This window comes from Agromyces sp. P2_B3, from assembly GCF_056404815.1.
Map to the genome: position 1 here is coordinate 273,625 of NZ_JBFUDH010000007.1, position 17,943 is coordinate 291,567.

General features: G+C 71.7%; 20 protein-coding genes. 11 read left to right on the plus strand and 9 right to left on the minus strand.

Features of this window, described 5'->3' with window-relative positions:
* Window positions 1-40: 40 nt before the first annotated feature.
* Window positions 41-862: an NAD-dependent protein deacetylase gene (locus tag AC1DZA_RS12900; RefSeq protein ID WP_476762670.1), complete on the plus strand. Its 822-nt coding sequence runs from the start codon at window positions 41-43 to the stop codon at window positions 860-862.
* A 31-nt stretch (window positions 863-893) separates the two neighbouring features.
* Window positions 894-1,538 (plus strand): histidine phosphatase family protein, encoded by a 645-nt coding sequence (locus AC1DZA_RS12905; RefSeq protein ID WP_476773019.1) that lies wholly within the window; start codon window positions 894-896, stop codon window positions 1,536-1,538.
* Window positions 1,539-1,570: 32 nt separating this feature from the next.
* On the opposite strand, the gene AC1DZA_RS12910 is transcribed toward AC1DZA_RS12905, so the two are convergent.
* Window positions 1,571-2,674 (minus strand): glycosyltransferase family 4 protein, encoded by a 1,104-nt coding sequence (locus tag AC1DZA_RS12910; RefSeq protein ID WP_476773020.1) that lies wholly within the window; start codon window positions 2,672-2,674, stop codon window positions 1,571-1,573.
* Window positions 2,671-3,564, minus strand: coding sequence for an alpha/beta fold hydrolase (locus AC1DZA_RS12915; RefSeq protein WP_476763213.1), 894 nt, complete (start codon window positions 3,562-3,564; stop codon window positions 2,671-2,673). The genes AC1DZA_RS12910 and AC1DZA_RS12915 overlap by 4 nt, the downstream gene beginning before the upstream one ends.
* A gap of 113 nt (window positions 3,565-3,677) precedes the next feature.
* Between AC1DZA_RS12915 and AC1DZA_RS12920 the strand changes: the two genes are divergently transcribed.
* Entirely contained in the window at window positions 3,678-4,487 is an 810-nt protein-coding gene (locus tag AC1DZA_RS12920) for an exonuclease domain-containing protein (RefSeq protein ID WP_476763214.1), read from the plus strand.
* An 80-nt stretch (window positions 4,488-4,567) separates the two neighbouring features.
* On the opposite strand, the gene AC1DZA_RS12925 is transcribed toward AC1DZA_RS12920, so the two are convergent.
* From AC1DZA_RS12925 to glgA, 3 genes are all read right to left on the minus strand, one after another.
* A complete protein-coding gene (locus tag AC1DZA_RS12925) occupies window positions 4,568-4,816 on the minus strand; it encodes a type B 50S ribosomal protein L31 (protein WP_122936417.1) in 249 nt (82 codons plus the stop codon).
* 109 nt (window positions 4,817-4,925) lie between these two features.
* Window positions 4,926-5,711 carry an ABC transporter ATP-binding protein gene (locus AC1DZA_RS12930; protein WP_309978626.1) on the minus strand — a complete coding sequence of 262 codons (786 nt, stop codon included), beginning with the start codon at window positions 5,709-5,711 and terminating at the stop codon, window positions 4,926-4,928.
* Window positions 5,712-5,793: 82 nt separating this feature from the next.
* Entirely contained in the window at window positions 5,794-6,981 is a 1,188-nt protein-coding gene (glgA, locus tag AC1DZA_RS12935) for a glycogen synthase (RefSeq protein WP_476773021.1), read from the minus strand.
* An 80-nt stretch (window positions 6,982-7,061) separates the two neighbouring features.
* Here glgA and AC1DZA_RS12940 point away from each other — a divergent pair, with 80 nt between their 5' ends.
* The 3 genes from AC1DZA_RS12940 (at window position 7,062) to AC1DZA_RS12950 (ending at window position 9,993) form a co-directional block, all read left to right on the plus strand.
* Window positions 7,062-8,309, plus strand: a complete 1,248-nt coding sequence (locus AC1DZA_RS12940; RefSeq protein WP_309978630.1) for a glucose-1-phosphate adenylyltransferase — start codon at window positions 7,062-7,064, stop codon at window positions 8,307-8,309.
* Window positions 8,306-8,968 (plus strand): phosphoserine phosphatase SerB, encoded by a 663-nt coding sequence (serB, locus tag AC1DZA_RS12945; protein ID WP_476773022.1) that lies wholly within the window; start codon window positions 8,306-8,308, stop codon window positions 8,966-8,968. The genes AC1DZA_RS12940 and serB overlap by 4 nt, the downstream gene beginning before the upstream one ends.
* Before the next feature lie 83 nt (window positions 8,969-9,051).
* Window positions 9,052-9,993, plus strand: coding sequence for an SMP-30/gluconolactonase/LRE family protein (locus AC1DZA_RS12950; protein ID WP_476773023.1), 942 nt, complete (start codon window positions 9,052-9,054; stop codon window positions 9,991-9,993).
* 20 nt (window positions 9,994-10,013) lie between these two features.
* On the opposite strand, the gene AC1DZA_RS12955 is transcribed toward AC1DZA_RS12950, so the two are convergent.
* The gene (locus AC1DZA_RS12955) at window positions 10,014-10,724 is read right to left on the minus strand and encodes a beta-ketoacyl-ACP reductase (RefSeq protein ID WP_476762616.1); all 711 of its coding nucleotides are present in this window, start codon (window positions 10,722-10,724) and stop codon (window positions 10,014-10,016) included.
* Window positions 10,725-10,869: 145 nt separating this feature from the next.
* Here AC1DZA_RS12955 and AC1DZA_RS12960 point away from each other — a divergent pair, with 145 nt between their 5' ends.
* Genes AC1DZA_RS12960 through AC1DZA_RS12970 form a run of 3 tightly spaced genes read left to right on the plus strand, consistent with a single transcriptional unit; the run spans window position 10,870 to window position 12,304 of the window.
* Window positions 10,870-11,232: a DUF3099 domain-containing protein gene (locus AC1DZA_RS12960; protein ID WP_476773024.1), complete on the plus strand. Its 363-nt coding sequence runs from the start codon at window positions 10,870-10,872 to the stop codon at window positions 11,230-11,232.
* A complete protein-coding gene (locus tag AC1DZA_RS12965) occupies window positions 11,229-11,474 on the plus strand; it encodes a hypothetical protein (protein WP_476762614.1) in 246 nt (81 codons plus the stop codon). Before AC1DZA_RS12960 ends, AC1DZA_RS12965 begins: the two co-directional genes overlap by 4 nt.
* Window positions 11,471-12,304, plus strand: coding sequence for an SURF1 family cytochrome oxidase biogenesis protein (locus AC1DZA_RS12970; RefSeq protein WP_476773025.1), 834 nt, complete (start codon window positions 11,471-11,473; stop codon window positions 12,302-12,304). Before AC1DZA_RS12965 ends, AC1DZA_RS12970 begins: the two co-directional genes overlap by 4 nt.
* A gap of 25 nt (window positions 12,305-12,329) precedes the next feature.
* Here the strand turns inward: AC1DZA_RS12970 and AC1DZA_RS12975 are convergent, their stop codons facing one another.
* Complete coding sequence (locus AC1DZA_RS12975; protein ID WP_476762612.1) at window positions 12,330-13,928, minus strand: ABC-F family ATP-binding cassette domain-containing protein; 1,599 nt, start codon at window positions 13,926-13,928, stop codon at window positions 12,330-12,332.
* Window positions 13,929-14,050: 122 nt separating this feature from the next.
* Between AC1DZA_RS12975 and AC1DZA_RS12980 the strand changes: the two genes are divergently transcribed.
* Window positions 14,051-15,151 carry a winged helix DNA-binding domain-containing protein gene (locus AC1DZA_RS12980; RefSeq protein WP_476773026.1) on the plus strand — a complete coding sequence of 367 codons (1,101 nt, stop codon included), beginning with the start codon at window positions 14,051-14,053 and terminating at the stop codon, window positions 15,149-15,151.
* A 94-nt stretch (window positions 15,152-15,245) separates the two neighbouring features.
* On the opposite strand, the gene AC1DZA_RS12985 is transcribed toward AC1DZA_RS12980, so the two are convergent.
* Entirely contained in the window at window positions 15,246-15,809 is a 564-nt protein-coding gene (locus AC1DZA_RS12985; RefSeq protein WP_309978653.1) for a YceI family protein, read from the minus strand.
* A gap of 71 nt (window positions 15,810-15,880) precedes the next feature.
* A complete protein-coding gene (locus AC1DZA_RS12990; protein WP_476773027.1) occupies window positions 15,881-17,080 on the minus strand; it encodes a glycoside hydrolase family 3 N-terminal domain-containing protein in 1,200 nt (399 codons plus the stop codon).
* 79 nt (window positions 17,081-17,159) lie between these two features.
* Here AC1DZA_RS12990 and AC1DZA_RS12995 point away from each other — a divergent pair.
* Window positions 17,160-17,943 (plus strand): hypothetical protein (locus AC1DZA_RS12995; protein WP_476773028.1); only part of this gene is annotated, 784 nt, incomplete at its 3' end.

The window sequence follows — 17,943 nt, forward strand, 5'->3', positions numbered from 1 at the left end:
GTCGAAGGGAGACGCCGTGGTGCCTGGCCTCGAAGCTCCGATGATCGCCGACGAACAGCTCGAGACGGCGATCGGCCTCATGCGCGGTTCGCGCGTGGCGGTGCTGACCGGCGCGGGGGTCTCGACGGACTCGGGCATCCCCGACTACCGCGGCGAGGGCGCGCCGGTGCGCACGCCCATGACCTTCCAGGCGTTCCTCGCCTCCGAGACCGCGCGCAAGCGGTACTGGGCGGGCAGTCACCTGGGCTGGCGCAGCTTCGGCGCCGCCCGGCCGAACGGGGGCCACCTCGCGCTCGCCGACCTCGAGGCGCGCGGCATCGTCGACGGCGTCGTCACCCAGAACGTCGACGGCCTGCACCGCCGGGCGGGCAGCCGGCACGTGGTCGAGCTGCACGGCGGCATGGATCGCGTGCTCTGCCTCACCTGCGGCCAGCACTACGCGCGGCAGGCCATCGCCGACCGGCTCGCCGAGTTGAACCCGTCGATCGACCTGGAGCGTGCCATCCGGGCCCGGCCCGACGGCGACGTCGACGTGGACGACGTCGAGACGATGGTGATCCCCGCGTGCACCGTGTGCGGGGGCATCCTGAAACCCGACGTCGTGTTCTTCGGCGAGTTCGTGCCGGTCGACGTGTACCAGGCCGCGGCGTCGCTCGTGCAGGCCGCCGACACCCTGCTCGTGGCGGGCTCGTCGCTCGTCGTGAACTCGGGCATGCGGCTCATCGAGCTGGCGCGGCGACGGCGCATGCCGATCATCGTCGTGAACCGCGGCATCACGAAGGGCGACAGCCGGGCCGCGGTGAAGATCGACGCGGGCGCGAGCGAGACGCTCGCCGCCATGGCCGAGGCCCTGCGGTCCTGACGACGCCCGTCGTTCTGCCAGCATGGTGGGCATGACGGATGCCGCCCGCGACGAGATCGAGCCCCGTGACCGCGTCGGACGGGTCGACGCCGCGCCGGTGACCCTCGCGATCGTGCGCCACGGCGAGACCGACTGGAACCGCGCCCGCCGCATCCAGGGCTCCACGGACATCCCGCTGAACGACACCGGCCGGGAGCAGGCCGCGCACACGGCCTCCGCGCTCGCGGGCGACCGGTGGGACGCGATCTACGCCAGCACGCTGTCCCGGGCCGCCGAGACCGCGGCGATCATCGCCGACCGTCTCGGACTTCCCGAGCCCGTGCTCGTGGCCGACCTCGCGGAGCGCAGCCACGGGGTGCTCGAAGGCCTCGACCATGCCGGTCGCGCCGCCGTGGAGGCGCAGGCCGCGACCATCGAGGGGCTCGAGCCGCGATCCGCGGTGATCGAGCGGGCCTCGGCGGCGCTCCTCGACATCGCCCGGGCTCATCCGGGCGGCGACGTCATCGTGGTCACCCACGGCGGGGTGATCCACGCGCTGATCATGCACCTGAGCGGCTGGACCCTTCCGGCCCCCGGCTATGTCATCGACAACGGCTCCGTGCACCTGCTGCGCGTCGTCGACGCCCAGCTCGAGCTCGTGGCCGCCGAAGCGCTCACGGGAACCGACGGCGCCTGACGGAATCAATGCTGCGTCGACGCTGCGTCGCCTCAGGCGCGACGGGCGGACCGCCGCCGCCGACGGGACCCCGGGCCGACGGTGCGACGCATGAGCTCGAGCAGCTGCTCGGCCGACGACGCCCAGGTGTAGCGGGCCGCGACGGCGACGGATGCCGCGGAGCGGCGCTCCCACTCCCCGTCGCGTTCGAGCGACCACAGGGCCGCCACGAGCGCCTCGGGATTGGCCGCGTCGAAGTACAGGGCGGCATCGCCACCGATCTCCCGGAAGATCGGGATGTCGCTGACCACCACGGGCGTGCCGAGGCGCATCGCCTCGACGAGCGGGATGCCGAACCCCTCGGCTCGTGAGGCGTGCACGAGGGCGGTGGCGCCCGCGAGAAGTTCGGCGTACTCGGCATCCGTCACGCCGTCGTGGAAGACGAGGCGCGCCTGCGGAGCGAGCCGTGTGAGCCGCGCGCGCTCGTCGGCGCTGATGCGGCTCAGCAGGTGCAGCTCGTGGTCGGGCAGCGCGGCGACCGCCCGCACGAGGGTGTCGACGTTCTTGTAGGGCATGTAGGAGCCCATGTACACGAGCCGGTGCCCGGCGGGGCGGACGCGCGGGAGGTCGGGCACGGCGAGGTCGTCGGCGGCGTTCGGGATGACCGTGACCGGACGGTCGGTGAGGTGGTGCTCGTGGATGAGCCCCGCGGTGGTCTCGGAGACGGTGACCACGGCGTCGGCGCGATTGAGGAGCATCCGTTGCGGCCACCAGGCGAGGTGGTAGAGCCGCCACAGCAGCCGCACGGGTGCGGGCAGGTCGCGCGGCGGCGTGCGGTTCTCGTAGTAGATGAGGTCGTGCAGCGTGAGCAGCAGCCGGTAGTTGCGCCCCCACGACCCCATGGTCTGCATGGGACTGAAGACGAGGTCGGGGCGGAGCTTGCGCACCTGCAGGGCGACGAGCGGTTCACGGGGGCTCGTGGGCGAGCTCACGAGTTGCCAGGGCAGCGGGGGCAGCATGTCGAGCTGGCGGTGGTCGCTCACGAGCATGGTGAGCGGATGCCGCTTGCCGAGCTCGGTGACGATGCCCGCGGTGAAGCGGCTGATGCCGTCGTGCTGGCCGATGCGCACGTAGCGGCAGTCGACGACGATCCTCACGCGTTCGCTCCCGAGCGGAGGAATCGGAGGATGCGCGCCGCCGCGTCGCCCGGCGTCTCGTAGTGGATGAGGTGGCCGACCTCGGGAATGACCTCGAGCGTCGCGTCGGGGAAGAGCGTGACGAGGCGGCGCTGGGCGTCGAGCGGAGTGACGTCGTCGCGCTCCGCCGCCACGAGCAGGGTCGGCACATGGATGTCGGCGGCGACCTCGCTCACGTCGTTGCCGACCGACGCGCGGAACGCCTCGAGCACGGCGTCCCGATCGCCGAACGCCGAGAAGTAGCGGTCGTGCTGGTCGTGGATCCAGCGTCGCAGCGGCTTCGACCGGGTCTTGGCCATGGTGACGCTCATGACGCGCACGATGGCGCCGTTGCGCAGCAGTGCGAAGCCGGCTCGCTCGGGCAGGGCCGCGGCCGCACGGTAGTACACCACCGCCAGCCGGGTCATCACGCCGCGTGGCCCTTCGAGGGCGGGCGCACCGATCGGGTTCACGAGCACGAGCCGCTCGGGCGCGAGGCCTCGGGCCACCGCGTTCGCGGCGATGATCGAGCCGAACGAGTGGCCGAGGAGCGTGTACGGCCCGTCGATGCCAACTGCCCTGATGAACGCGCCGAGCCAGTCGGCGTACGCCTCGATGTCGTGCGGGCGGTCGGCGAACACCGAGGAGGATCCGAAGCCCGGCAGGTCGGGAGAGATGATGCGGAAGCCGGGGAGCTGCGCGACGACGGGTTCGAGGCCGTGGTGATCGCCCCGGAATCCGTGCACGAGCACGAGCACCGGCGCGTCCGCTGCGCCGTACTCCCACCACGCGGTCTCGGTGCCGTCGACGTCGGTGCGGTGCTCGCTGACAGGGATGCGAGCGAGCTGCTCGGCGTACGGGGACTCGATCATCCCCGACATTCTACGGCGGGCCGCCTGAGCGTCGTCCCGCCTGTCCACCGGCGATCTCCGCACCCGCGGGTCGCTCCGCGGCTCTGACGGTGGGCCCGCATAGCCTTCGAACCATGGATGCCACGAGCAGCGCCCGCTGGGCCGACACCCTCGCCGTGTTCGACCTCGAGACCACCGGCATCGACGTCGACACCTGCCGCATCGTGACCGCCCACGTGGGCGTGATCGGCGCCGACGGCGAGGAGCTCGAGCGTCACGAGTGGCTCGTCGATCCCGGAATCGAGATCCCCACGGCCGCCTCGCTCATCCACGGCGTCACGACCGAACGTGCCCGGCTCGAGGGACAGTCGCCGGTGTCGGCCGTGGCCGAGATCATCGCCACCCTCGCGGATGCCGCGGGCCGGGGCCTCCCGATCGTGGCGTACAACGCGGCCTACGACCTCACCCTCCTCGAGCGCGAGGCCGAGCGGTACGGGCACACTCCCCTGCCCGGCCCCGGACCGGTGATCGACCCGCTCGTCATCGACAAGGCGATCGACCGCTATCGGCGCGGCAAGCGCACCCTCACGGCCACGGCCGAGCACTACGGCGTCGCGCTGCCGAACGCCCATGACGCCGGCGCCGATGCCGTGGCCGCGGGCCGCGTCGCCCAGGCGATCGTCCGCGCGTTCCCCGAGCTGGCCGCCATCGCCGTGGGCGACCTGCACGCGCGGCAGGTGGACTGGTGCCGCGAGCAGGCCGAGAGCTACCAGGCGTACCGCCGTGCCAACGGCGACCCCGACTTCACGACCTCGGGCGCCTGGCCCGTCCGCCGCACCGCGGCCGCTGCTCAGGCGTCCGTCGCAGCCGCTGCCGCGCCAGCTTCGGCCGTCGCCGTCATCGACGGCTTCCCGCCCACGGCGGATCCCGACGCGCTGTTCTGACCTCGTCCGGGTTCGGCGCGCCGTGCCGCGGGCACGACGAAGGGCGGACGACCGGAGTCGCCCGCCCTCGTGCGGCAGGATTACTTGCCGAAGTTCTTGAAGCGCTGGTTGAACTTCTCGACGCGGCCGGCCGAGTCCATGATGCGCTGCTTGCCCGTGTAGAACGGGTGCGACTCCGACGAGATCTCGACGTCGATCACCGGGTAGGTGACGCCATCGAGCTCGATCGTCTTGTCGCTCGACACGGTCGAGCGGGTGAGGAACGTGGCGCCCGAAGCGAGGTCGCGGAAGACGACGGCGTTGTAGTCGGGGTGGATGTCGGTCTTCATGGAGACTTCCTTGTTGAATGGATGGTGGATTCGCACCTGCCTCGCGGACAGGAAAGCACTCGGCCCATGGGCCAACAAACGATTCTAGCAGAATCGCAACGGTCGGAAGTCAGGCCGCGCGCGCGGTGTATCGGCCGTCGGCCTCGGTCAGGCCGATCTCGATGCCGAACGTCTCGGTCAGCGTGGCCGACGTGAGGGCCTCGGCCAGCGGCCCCGCCGCGACGATGCGCCCCTTCGAGAGCAGCATCGCGTGGGTGAAGCCCTGCGGGATCTCCTCCACGTGGTGGGTGACCATGATGATCGCGGGCGAGGCCGGCGACGACGCGTAGCCGCCGAGCAGCCCGAGGAGCTCCTCGCGGGCGCCGAGGTCGAGGCTCGCGGCCGGCTCGTCGAGCAGCAGCAGCTCGGGGTCGGTCATCACCGAGCGCGCGATCTGCACGCGCTTCTGCTCGCCGTCGGAGAGGCTGCCGAACCGTCGCCCGGCGAAGCCCTCGAGGCCCCACTCCGAGAGCACGCGCTGCGCGCGACGCAGGTCGATCTCCTCGTACTCCTCGTTCCACCGGCCGGTCACCGAGTAGGCGGCGGTCAGCACGACGTCGAGCACCGTCTCGTTGCGCGGGATCTTGCGCGCCATCGCCGTCGACGCGAAGCCGATCATCGGGCGCAGCTCGAACACGTCGACCTTGCCCAACGACTCCTGCAGCACGTCGGCCGTGCCCTTCGTCGGGTGCATGGCCGCGGCGGCGATCTGGAGGAGCGTGGTCTTGCCCGCGCCGTTCGGGCCCAGGATGACCCAGCGTTCGTCGGAGTCGACGCTCCACGTCACCGAGTCGAGGATCGGATTCCCGTCTCGAACCACCGACACATCGCGGAACTGCAGCACCGTACTCGCCATAATCACCAATGCTATCGGGACGCGGACAGCGCTTCCGTCCGCAGCCGGCGTGCACGCACCGGCGGGCGCCGCCTGATCGGCGTCAGCGCGCGAGCACGCGGCGGTAGAGCTCCTGCGTACGCTCGGCGATCGCGTCCCAGGCGAAGTGCTCCTCGGCGCGTCGCCGACCGGCCTCCCCCATCGCGCGCGCCGTGACGGGGTCGCTCACGACCCGCGTGAGTGCGGCGGCGAGGTCGGCGACGAAGGCGTCGGGGTCCAGTGGCGTGCCCGTGCCGTCGTCGGCCTGCTCGATGGGCACCAGCACCCCGGTCACGCCGTCGTCCACGACCTCGGGGATGCCGCCGGTCGCCGTGCCGACGACGGGCGCGCCGCACGCCATCGCCTCGAGGTTGACGATGCCGAGCGGTTCGTAGACCGACGGGCAGACGAACGTGGTCGCTGCGGTGAGGAGCGCGGTCAGCTCGTTTCGCGGCAGGTGCCGGTCGATCCACACCACGCCCCCGCGCTCGGCGCGCAGCTCGTCGACCACGGCGGTGACCTCCGCCATGATCTCCTCGGTGTCGGGCGCGCCGGCGCAGAGCACGAGCTGCACGTCGGCGGGCAGCATCCGGGCGGCCCTGAGCAGGTACGGCAGGCCCTTCTGGCGCGTGATGCGGCCGACGAAGATGACCGAGGGGCGATCGGGGTCGAGCCCCAGGGATCGCGCCAGGTCGGCGTCGTCATTCGGCTTCCAGTCGGCGAGGTCGATGCCGTTGTAGACGACCTCGACACGCGCGGGGTCGATGGCAGGGTACGACCGGAGGATGTCGCGCCGCATGCCGTCGCTCACGGCGATGACCGCGTCGGCATCCTCGAAGGCGGTGCGCTCCACCCATGACGAGAGACGGTAGCCGCCGCCGAGCTGTTCCGCCTTCCAGGGGCGCAGCGGCTCGAGGCTGTGCGCCGTCACGACGTGCGGGATGCCGTGCAGCTTCTTCGCGGTGAAGCCCGCGAAGTTCGCGTACCAGGTGTGCGAGTGCACGAGGTCGGCTCCGGCGGCATCCCCCGCCATGAGCAGGTCGACCCCCATGGTGCCGAGCGCCGGATTGCGCCCGTCGAACTCGGCCGGCGTGGCGTAGCCGAAGGTGCCAGCCTCGTCGCGGGGAGCGCCGAAGCTGCGGACGACGACCTCGAGGTCGCGACGCAGCGCTCTGACGAGCTCGGCGACATGCACCCCCGCTCCTCCATAGACCTCGGGTGGATATTCGCGGGTGAGCAGGTCGACGCGCATGCCCTAACGGTATCGCAGCGCTTCCGCAATGGCCGGACTCCGTCGCCCGGAAACCGTCGTCGCCTGACTACGCTGGGTCCATGGCCACGCGCAAGGTATTCGGCATCGTGCTCGCTGGGGGCGAGGGCAAGCGACTCATGCCCCTCACGGAGGACCGGGCCAAGCCCGCGGTGCCGTTCGGCGGCCAGTACCGTCTCGTGGACTTCGCGCTGTCGAACCTCCTCAACTCCGGCTTGCGCCAGATCGTCGTGCTCACGCAGTACAAGTCGCACAGCCTCGACCGTCACGTGTCGCAGACCTGGCGCATGAACGGCCTGCTCAACTCCTACGTGGCCTCCGTGCCCGCCCAGCAGCGTCTCGGCAAGCGCTGGTTCTCGGGTTCGGCCGACGCGATCCTGCAGAGTCTCAACCTGATCTACGACGAGCAGCCCGACATCATCGTGGTCGTCGGCGCCGACCACGTGTACCGCATGGACTTCAGCCAGATGATCGACGCGCACATCGAGTCGGGCCTGGCCGCGACCGTCGCCGCGATCCGCCAGCCGATCTCGCTCGCCGACCAGTTCGGCGTCATCGAGGTCGACGAGAAGCGCCCCGACCACATCCGCCGGTTCCTCGAGAAGCCGAAGGACCCGGTGGGCCTTCCCGACGCGCCCCACGAGGTGCTGGCGTCCATGGGCAACTACGTCTTCAACGCCGACGCGCTGATCGACGCCGTGCTGCGCGACGGGGAGCGCACGGATTCGAGTCACGACATGGGCGGCGACATCATCCCCGCATTCGTCGACCAGGGTGCCGCTGGCGTCTACGACCTCCGGCGCAACGAGGTGCCCGGTTCGACCGATCGCGATCGCTACTACTGGCGCGACGTCGGAACGATCGACTCCTTCTTCGAGGCGCACCAGGACCTCATCTCGGTGCTCCCGGTCTTCAACCTCTACAACCGCGAGTGGCCCATCTTCAGCCAGCAGCTGAACTCGCCGCCCGCGAAGTTCACCCGTGATGCCCGTGGTTCGCTCGGCACGGTGATCGACTCGATCGTCTCGCTCGGCTCGGTCATCTCGGGCGCACACGTCGAGCGCAGCGTGCTCGGGCCGTGGGCGATCGTGGGGTCGGGCGCGCACGTCGCCGACTCGATCCTCTTCGACCGCGCGCGCATCGAGGCCGGGGCCACGGTGCAGCGGGCCATCCTCGACAAGGAGGTCGTCGTCGAGGCCGGCGCGCACATCGGCGTCGATCGCGCGAACGACCTGGCGCGCGGGTTCATCGTGACCGACAGCGGCATCACCGTGGTCGGCAAGGGTTCGCGGGTGCGGGCCACCGCGTGACCGCAACGGCAGCCGGCCGCGCGAGCGGCCCCCTCGTCGTGCTCGACGCCGATTCCACGCTGATCCGCGAAGAGGCCATCGAACTGCTGGCGGATGCCGCGGGGAGCCTCGCCCTCGTCACCGAGGTCACCGAGCGCGCGATGCGCGGCGAGCTCGACTTCGCCGCCAGCCTGCGCGAACGCGTCGCCACCCTCGCCGGGCTCGACCTCTCGGTGTTCGCCGAGGCCCGGGCGCGGATGACCCCCACGCCCGGCGTGCAGGAGCTCATCGACGGGGTGCACGCGGCCGGCGGTCGCGTCGGCGTGGTCTCGGGAGGCTTCCACGAGCTGCTCGACCCGCTCGCCGAGCGGCTCGGACTCGACTTCTGCCGGGCGAACCGGCTCGAGGTCGACGGTGGTCGCCTGACGGGGCGGGTCGACGGGGCGATCGTCGACGCGCACGGCAAGGCGGCGGCGCTCGAGGAGTGGGCGGCGGCCAGCGGCATCCGGCTCGACCGCACCATCGCCGTCGGCGACGGCGCGAACGACCTGGAGATGCTTCGCACGGCCCGGCTGGGCGTCGCGTTCTGCGCGAAGCCCGTGGTGCGCGAGCGGGCGGATGTCGCGATCGACGCACCCGACCTCAGTGCCGTGCTGCCGCTGCTCGGCCTTCGCGGCTGAGCGCCGCGCGGCCCTCGCACCGCCCGACTGGGAGCTTCCCCAGAACCCGTACCGCCGCGCGAGCGCGGACGTACCATGTCGCCATGTCCGGTCGCATCGTCGCACGTGCATTCGCCGCCTTCGCTCTCACTGGGCTCCTCGCCGTCGCGGCGGCGGGCACCGCCCAGGCGACTCCTCCATCGGGTGGCCCCTTCCCAGAGGTGATCGGACTTCCCGACGGGTTCCAGCCCGAGGGCATCACGATCGGACCGGGCGGCACCGGCTACGTCGGATCGCTCGTCGACGGCGACGTCTTCGTGTTCGACGTGCGCACCGGCGAGCAACTCGACCGCCTCGAGGGCCCGGGCACCCCATCCGTCGGACTCAAGGTCGACGAGCGAGGCCGACTGTTCATCGCCGGCGGGCCCGCGGGCGATGCCCGGGTCGTCGACGCCGACACCGGCGCCGTGCTCGAGTCGTACCAGTTCACGACCGACCCGGCGGCGTTCGTCAATGACGTCGTGCTCACGCACGACGGCGCCTGGTTCACGAACAGCTCGGCGGCCGAGCTGTACTTCGTGCCCGTGGCCCCCTCGGGCGAGCTCTCGGATTCGTTCGAGGTCCTCCCGCTCACCGGCGATTGGATGCAGACTCCCGGGTTCAACGCGAACGGGATCGCCGAGACGCCCGACCACCAGGCGCTGCTGGTGATCCAGTCATCGACGTCGACGCTGTACCGGGTCGATCCCAGCACCGGTGAGGCCACCGTGGTCGACCTCGGCGGCACCGCCCTGCCGAACGGCGACGGCCTCCTCGTGGTCGGCCGCACGCTCTACGTCGTGCAGAACCAGCTCAACACCGTGGCCGTCGTCCGGCTCGACCCGCAGGGCACGAGCGGCACAGTGGTCGACCGCCTGACCGATCCTGACTTCGCCGTGCCGACGACCATCGCCAGGTTCGGCTCGGGCCTCTACCTGCCGAACGCGCGCTTCGGCACGCCGCCGACTCCCGACACCGAGTACGACGTGGTGCGCATCGGCCGCTGAGTCGGGCGGGCTCCTGACGGCTAGTGGCCCATCCCGAGGCCGCCGTCGACGGGGATGACCGCGCCCGAGATGTACCCGGCGTCGTCGCCGGCGAGCCACGCGACGACGCGGGCGACCTCGTCGGGCGAGGCGAAGCGGCCGAGCGGGATGCTCTTCTTGTACTCGGCCTGCTGCGCCTCGGGCAGTTCGTCGGTCATGTCCGTCTCGATGAAGCCCGGAGCGACGACGTTCGCCGTGATGTTGCGGGCGCCGAGCTCGCGGGTGAGGGAGCGCGCCATGCCGACCAGCCCCGCCTTCGACGACGAGTAGTTCACCTGGCCGGCCGAGCCGTAGAGGCCCACGACGCTCGAGATGAGCACGATGCGTCCGAAGCGGGCCTTCAGCATGCCCTTGGACGCGCGCTTCACGACTCGGAACGCGCCGGTGAGGTTGGTGTCGATCACGCTCGTGAACTCGTCCTCGCTCATGCGCATGAGGAGCGTGTCGCGCGTGATGCCGGCATTCGCCACGACGACCTCGACCGGGCCGAGGGCGGCTTCGATCTCGGAGAACGCCTGGTCGACGGATGCGGCATCCGTCACGTCGGCCCGGACCGTGAGCGACCCCTCGGGGCCCTCGCCCGAACGGGCGGTGACGGCGACCCGGTGTCCCTGTGCGACGAACTCACGGGCGATCGCGTATCCGATGCCCCGGTTTCCACCGGTCACGAGCACGGTTCGGCTGGTCGTCATGTGGGACTCCGTTTCTCGCATGGCGCGGGCGTGTCGGCCGATCGGCCCGTCCCAGCTTAGAGGCTGCCCGATCCGTGGCTCGGCGGGGGCCCAGCGGACGTAGGCTTGAGGGTGAGGAGAGCCGCGCGACCCCACGGCGACCACCATGAAGCAGCAGCAGTCGATCACCTCGCTGCCGCCCTCGCCTGACGCGGAGCGGCGCGCGCGCATGATCAAGTACACGATCGCGATGACGATCCGCGTCGCCTGCATCTTCGCGCTGCTCTTCGCGAAGGGCTGGTGGTTGGCGGTGTTCGCGGCGGGCGCGATCTTCCTGCCCTATGTCGCGGTCGTGCTCGCCAACGTGAGCGGCCCGTCGCGTTCTCCAGAGGTGCTGCGTCCCGGCGGGCTCCTTCCCGTCACTCCCCCGCAGCCCGTCACCGAGCATGACGGGACCGATCCTGCCGAACCCGCCGACCCCGACCCCGCGGCATCCGACCGACCCGACGACGAGCGTGGTGCCGCGTGATCGGCGGCATCGGGGCGGATGCCGCCCCCGACGTCTGCTCGCGTGCCGCGTGCCGCACGAGCGCCACCTGGCGCATCGACTGGCAGAACCCGCGCATCCACACGGGTGACCGCTGGAAGACCTGGCTCGCCTGTGACGAGCACGTGGAGTACCTGCGCGGATTCCTCGAGGCGCGGTCGTTCCCCGTGCGGGTCGCGGCATTCGACGCGGCGACGGAGACCGCGACGGGAGTGGATGCGTGAACGACTGGCGCTTCCTCCGCTCTCCGCGGTGGGCGGGCTACCTCGCCCTGGTGATCGTGTTCGCGATCGCCTGCTGCGCCCTCGGCACCTGGCAGCTGAACCGCCGTGCCGAGGCGCTCGCCGAGGTCGCCAGGATCGACGCCAACTACGACGCCGAGGCGATTCCCGTGGCCGAGGCGCTGCCCGACCCGGCCGGCTTCGACATCGACCAGCGGTGGCGCGTCGTGGCGCTCTCGGGCGAATACCTCGCCGAGGAGGAGGTCGTGGTGCGGAACCGCCCGTTCGAGGGCAGCTCGGGGTTCGAGGTGGTGACGCCGTTCCGGCTCGATGACGGCACCGTGTTCATGGTGAACCGCGGCTGGATCGCGCAGGACTCCGACGGGCGCCCGAGCGCATACGACCCCGCACCCTCCGGACACGTCGACCTCGAAGCACGACTGAAGGCGGGTGAGGGTCGCATCGCCGGCCGCACCTCGACCGGCATCGAGTTCGCCACGATCGACCTCGACGAACTCGCCGAGCGCGTGGGCGAGCCGAGCTACACGGGCGCCTACGGCATCCTCGTGCAGGACGGCGCCGACGCCGACGAGCCGCCGCTGGCCGCCGCCCGTCCGGTACGCGACGAGGGTCCGCACCTGTCGTACGCGCTGCAGTGGTTCGTGTTCGCGCTCCTCGGGTTCGTCGGCCTCGGCTGGGCCGCGAACCAGGAACGGCGGGGCCTCGCCGAGGCATCCGGCTCGCGCGATGCGCCCACGGCGCCGCGCGAACGCAAGCCGTCACGCGAACGCCGGGACGCCGACGTCGAAGACGAGATCCTCGACCGCCGGTAGCCGGTCGCCGTCAGCGGCCGCCGTCTCAGGCGAGCTCGATGAGCTCCTGGTACTCGCGGCTCCAGTGGTCCTCCGTGCCGTCGGGCATGATGAGCACCCGCTCGGGGTTCAGCGCCTCGACCGCGCCGGGGTCGTGCGAGACGAGCACGACCGAGCCCTCGTAGTGCGCGAGCGCGTCGAGGATCTCGGCGCGGCTCGCGGGATCGAGGTTGTTCGTCGGCTCGTCGAGCAGCAGCACGTTCGCGCCGGAGACCACGATCATCGCGAGCGCCAGTCGGGTCTTCTCGCCGCCCGAGAGCACTCCCGCCGGCTTGTGCACGTCGTCGCCGGTGAAGAGGAACGAGCCGAGCACCTTGCGGGCCTCGGTCTCGGTGAGGTTGGGTGAGGCGCTCACCATGTTCTGCAGCACGCTGCGCTTCACGTCGAGCGTCTCGTGCTCCTGCGCGTAGTAGCCGACGCGAAGTCCGTGCCCCGCCTCGACGACGCCCGTGTCGGGGCGGTCGACGCCGGCGAGGATGCGGAGCAGCGTGGTCTTGCCGGCGCCGTTCAGGCCGATGATGACGACCTTCGAGCCGCGGTCGATGGCGAGGTCGACGGCCGTGAAGATCTCGAGCGAGCCGTAGCTCTTCGAGAGGTCGTTGGCGGTCAACGGGGTGCGGCCGCACGGCGCCGGAGTCGGGAAGCGGAGCTTCGCCACCCGGTCGACCGCGCGCACGTCCTCGAGCCCGGCGAGGAGCTTCTCGGCGCGGGCGACCATCTGGTGCGCCGCCGCCGCCTTCGACGCCTTGGCACCGAAGCGGGCCGCCTGGAGCTGCAGGGCGCCCGCCTTCTTCTCGGCGTTCGAGCGCTCCTTCTTACGGCGCTCCTCGTCGGCCGCGCGCTGGCGCTGGTAGTGCTTCCAGCCCATGTTGTAGATGTCGATCACCGAGCGGTTCGCGTCGAGGTAGAAGACACGGTTCACGACCTCGCCGACGAGCTCCACGTCGTGGCTGATCACGATCACGCCGCCCTTGTAGCCCTTGAGGAACTCGCGGAGCCACACGACCGAGTCGGCGTCGAGGTGGTTGGTGGGCTCGTCGAGGATCATCGTCTCGGCATCCGAGAACAGGATGCGCGCGAGCTCGATGCGCCGGCGCTGGCCGCCCGACAGCGTCTTCAGGGGCTGGTCGAGGATGCGGTCGGGCAGGTTGAGGTTCGACGCGATCGACGCCGCCTCCGCCTCGGCTGCATACCCGCCGAGCGCGGTGAAGCGGTCGGTGAGGTTGCCGTACTTCTTCATGGCGCGCTCGGCGACCGCGGGGTCGTCGCTGCCCATGTTCATGGACGCCTCGTGCATGCCGAGCACGAGCGAGCCCAGCCCGCGGGCGTCGAGGATGCGGGTGCGCGCGAGCATGTCGGGATCGCCGGAGCGGGGATCCTGGGGCAGGTAGCCGATCTCGCCCGAGCGGTCGATCCTGCCGCCGGTGGGCAGCGTCTCGCCGGCGAGGGTCTTCGTGAGCGTGGTCTTGCCCGCGCCGTTGCGGCCCACGAGCCCCACCTTGTCGCCCGGGGACACGCGGAAGTCCACGTGTTCCATGAGCACGCGTGCGCCGACGCGGATCTCGAGATCATGGACGGCGAGCACGGGGATCCTCCGCGGAAGTGGGTGGGGTGACGGCGTGCCGAGTGGCACAGCCCCCCAGTCTATCGCGCGGCGCGTCGATCACTCGCCCAGAGGATGTCACCGGCATCCGCCAGACTCGGAGCATGCCGACGACCGCGAGCCCGGCCCGTGTGCGAGCCGCGCGCCTGGACGCGCACGGGCTGCGACACGGCCTTCCCACGATCACCGCCGCCGTGCAACGACTCGGGGCCGTGCAGGCGCAGGACTTCGGCGCGGCCCGCTGGGTGCTCGGCGCACGGGTGCCAGGCTCCGTCGTGGCCGATGTCCACACCGCGATCGCGTCACGCAAGATCGTGCGCTCCTGGCCGATGCGGGGCACGCTGCACTTCGTGCCGGCCGAGGCGCTGCGGCCGATCCTCGCGATCACCGGGCCACGCGAACTGCAGCGCGCGACCACGCGGCATCGGCAGCTCGAGCTCGACGCCGACACCCACGCCAGGGCCCGGGCCGTCGCCGAGCGCGCGCTCGCGGGCGTCTCGCTCTCGCGGGAGGAGCTGCTCGCCGCGTGGGAGGCGGCCGGCATCGCGACGACCGGTCAGCGGGGATACCACCTCATCTGGCGGCTGGCGCAGGAGGCAGTGCTCTGCTGCGGCCCCGTCGAGGGGCGGGGCCAGCGCTTCGTGCTGCTCGACGAATGGGCGCCGTCGGTCGGCACGCCGCCCGATCGGGAACAGACGCTCGCCGAGCTCCTCGTCGCGTACGCGGCGGGTCACGGCCCGGTGACGGTGCGCGACTTCGCCTGGTGGACGGGGCTCACCCTCGGCGATGCCCGGCTCGCACGCGCCGCGGCCGGCGACGCGCTCGAGGCGTTCGATGACGAGCACCTCGTGGCCGCCGACGGCTTCGATGTGGCGGCCGAACCGCGGCGCCGCGGAACGGGCCGGCGGCACGCGCTCGCCGCGTTCGACGAATACTTCCTGGGCTACACCGAGCGTGGGGCGGTCTGCGATCCGCGGCACGCGGCGCGCGTGGTGCCGGGCTCGAACGGCGTCTTCCAGCCGATCCTGGTCGACGGGCGGGGCGTCGTCGAGGGCGTCTGGCGGGTCGCACGGGCGAAGGGTGCGGCATCCGTGACGCTGCACGGCTTCGAGGGCGCCGTCGAGGCATCCGGGTACCGCACGGCGCTCACCCGGTGGGCCCGCTTCCACGGCGAGCGGCTCGCGTCGATCGAATCGGCGCACTGAACCCCGGCGGCGCGATCGGCGGAACCGCGCACGCTCGGCCCCGACGACCACGGGCGGCACCCGCAAGGGTGCCGCCCGTACCGACCGGATCCGGCTACTGCTGGAGCGCCGCCTGCAGCTCGAGGGTGATGGTCACCTTGTCGCCGAGGAGGACGCCGCCCGTCTCGAGCGCGGCGTTGTACGAGAGTCCGAAGTCCTCGCGGTTGATGACCGTCTTCGCGGTGGCGCCGCCCTTGTAGTTGCCGTAGGGGTCGCCGCCGAAGCCGCCGAACTCGAAGTCGAACGTGACGGGCTTTGTGATGCCGCGGATCGTGAGGTCGCCGTCCACCTTGAAGTCGCCGTCCACCACGCGAACGCCCGTCGAGGCGAAGTCGATCGTCGGGTAGGTCTCGGCCTCGAAGAAGTCGCCGGTGCGCAGGTGCGCGTCGCGGTTCGGCTCGTTCGTGGTGATCGAGGCGACCTCCGCCGACGCGGTCACGCTCGAGTCCAGCGGATCCTCGGCGGTCACGAAGGTGGCGTCGAAGCGCTCGAACTTGCCCTTGACCTTGCTGATCATGATGTGGCGGATACTGAAGCCGACCTCGCTGTGCGCGGTGTCGACCTTCCAAGTGCCTGCGCGGTATCCGGGGATCTCGATCGTGGTGGCGGTGCTCGTCATATGCGGTTCTCCATGTTCGATGTCGGTGCGGCCCGGTCGGCCACACACATGCAAACGCATTGAGTTCCGATCTATTCCCCGACGTCCGGATTCATTCCGGACCTCGTCCCGGACTCCTCGAGCGTCCGCCGCAGGGTCAGTACCCGATCGGCGGCGTCATCGAGCCGCTCCTCGCTGATCCGCCCCGCCTGCACGGCGCCGACGATCGCTGCGACGAGGCCGCCGACCGAGACGCCCACCGTGCCGGGATCGGCCGGCAGCACGTACAGCAGCAGGTCGGATCCCGCGGCGACGGCGCGAACCGCGTTCTCCCCGGGATCCGCGTACTCCGGAAGGCCGTTGTGCTGCAGCATGAGCATGTCGTCGGTCACGATCACCCCGTCGAAGCCCAGCTCGTCACGCAGGATCCGATGCCAGGCGGGAGAGAGCGACGCCGGCGCGGGGTCGACCGCCGGGTATGCGAGATGCCCGGTCATCACGAGCTCGGCGCCTGCGTCGATGCCCGCGACGAACGGGACGGAGGGACCGGCGCGCCACTCGTCGAGGTCGAGCGGCGCCGACGGGATGCTCGAGTGCGAGTCGCCCGGCGCCGCGCCGTGCCCCGGGAAGTGCTTCAGCGTGCTGGCGACGGTGCCGCGCTCCCCCGCCACCGCCGAGGCGACGCGGTCGGCAGCGGCGGCCGCGTCGGTGCCGAGCACGCGCCCCGAGATGAACGAGGCCGGATCGGGCGTGACGTCGGCGACCACGCCGAAGTTCACGGAGACGCCGACATCGGACAGCGTCGTCGCCCGCGCGGCGAAGGCCTCCTCGGCCGCCTGCGGCGGTGCGCCCCGCAACGTGCCGGCGCTCGCGGCGCCGTCCCACGGCAGCCGCTGCACCTCGCCGCCCTCCTCGTCGATGCCGATGAGCACGGGCGCCTCGGGGTCGCCCTGCACGGCGGTGGTCAGGGCGGCCAGTTCGACCGGCGTCGCCGGCACGTTGTCGCCCATCAGGATGAGTCCCGAGACGCCGGCGTCGACGTAGGCGCGGAGCGGGGCGGGATCGGTGCCGGGCGCGTGCAGCATGAGCAGTGCGGCGGCCTTCTGCTCGAGCGTGAGCTGCGACATCCGCTCGTCGACCCAGTCGGCGATGGGGTCCGGTGGCGGCGTGGTCGGTTCCACCGACGGCGTGGCTGCGGGCGTGTGCGCTGCGGCCAGCGGGCTGCAGGCCGTGACGCCGACGAGCGTCGCCGCCAGCAGCAACGTCGTGGCCGTGGGTCGGAGGGCGCGCATCCGCACGAGTGTACGCTGCGTGTCCGAGCGACCGCCGAGCGCACCCGTGGGTAGACTCGCGGGGCTCGGAGGGGGCCCTGTGCGACGCGGATGGAAGGCGACGGCGGGAGCGGCCGTACTGCTCGCGCTCCTCGCCGTGCCCCCCGCGACGGCGTTCGCCGAGGACTATCCCACGTGGGATCAGGTGCAGGCCGCGAAGGCCGACGTGGCGTCGCGTGAGGCGGAGGCGAGCCGCATCACCGCGTTCGTCGACGAGCTCGAGGCCGAAGCCGGACGGCTGGGCGATGCCGCCGTCGCCGCCGCCGCGGCATCCGCCGTCGCCGAGGCCGCGCGCGCCGCTGCCGAGACGCAGGCGAGCACCCTTCGTGCCGCGGCGGATGCGGCGACGGCCGCGGCCGATGACGCCGCCGCACGCCTCGGCCGCGTGGGCGCGGTCCTCGCGCGGTCGGGCGGCGCCGACCTGACCCTGCGGCTCTTCTTCGCCCGAGGGGACCAGGCCGACCTGCTCGTGGGGCTGTCGCGGGCGGCGCAGCTCACGAACGTCTACGGCGGGGTGGCGGCGCGCGCGAAGGCGACGCGAGCGGATGCCGCGGCGCTGAGCGCCCAGGCGCAGGTCGCCGAAGCCGAGCGCACCCGGCTCGCCGCGGAGGCGGCTGCAGCGTCCGCGGCCGCAGAGACCGCGCACGAGGCGGCCGAGGCTCAGGTGGCGGAGCAGCAGGCGGTGCTCGACACGCTCTACGCCCAGCTCGCGAGCCTCCGCGACCGGTCGGTCGACCTCGAACGCCAGTTCCGCATCGGCGAGCAGGCGGCTCAGGAGCGCGCCGCGCGCGAAGCGGCCGCGGCGGCAGCCGCCGCCGCGACGG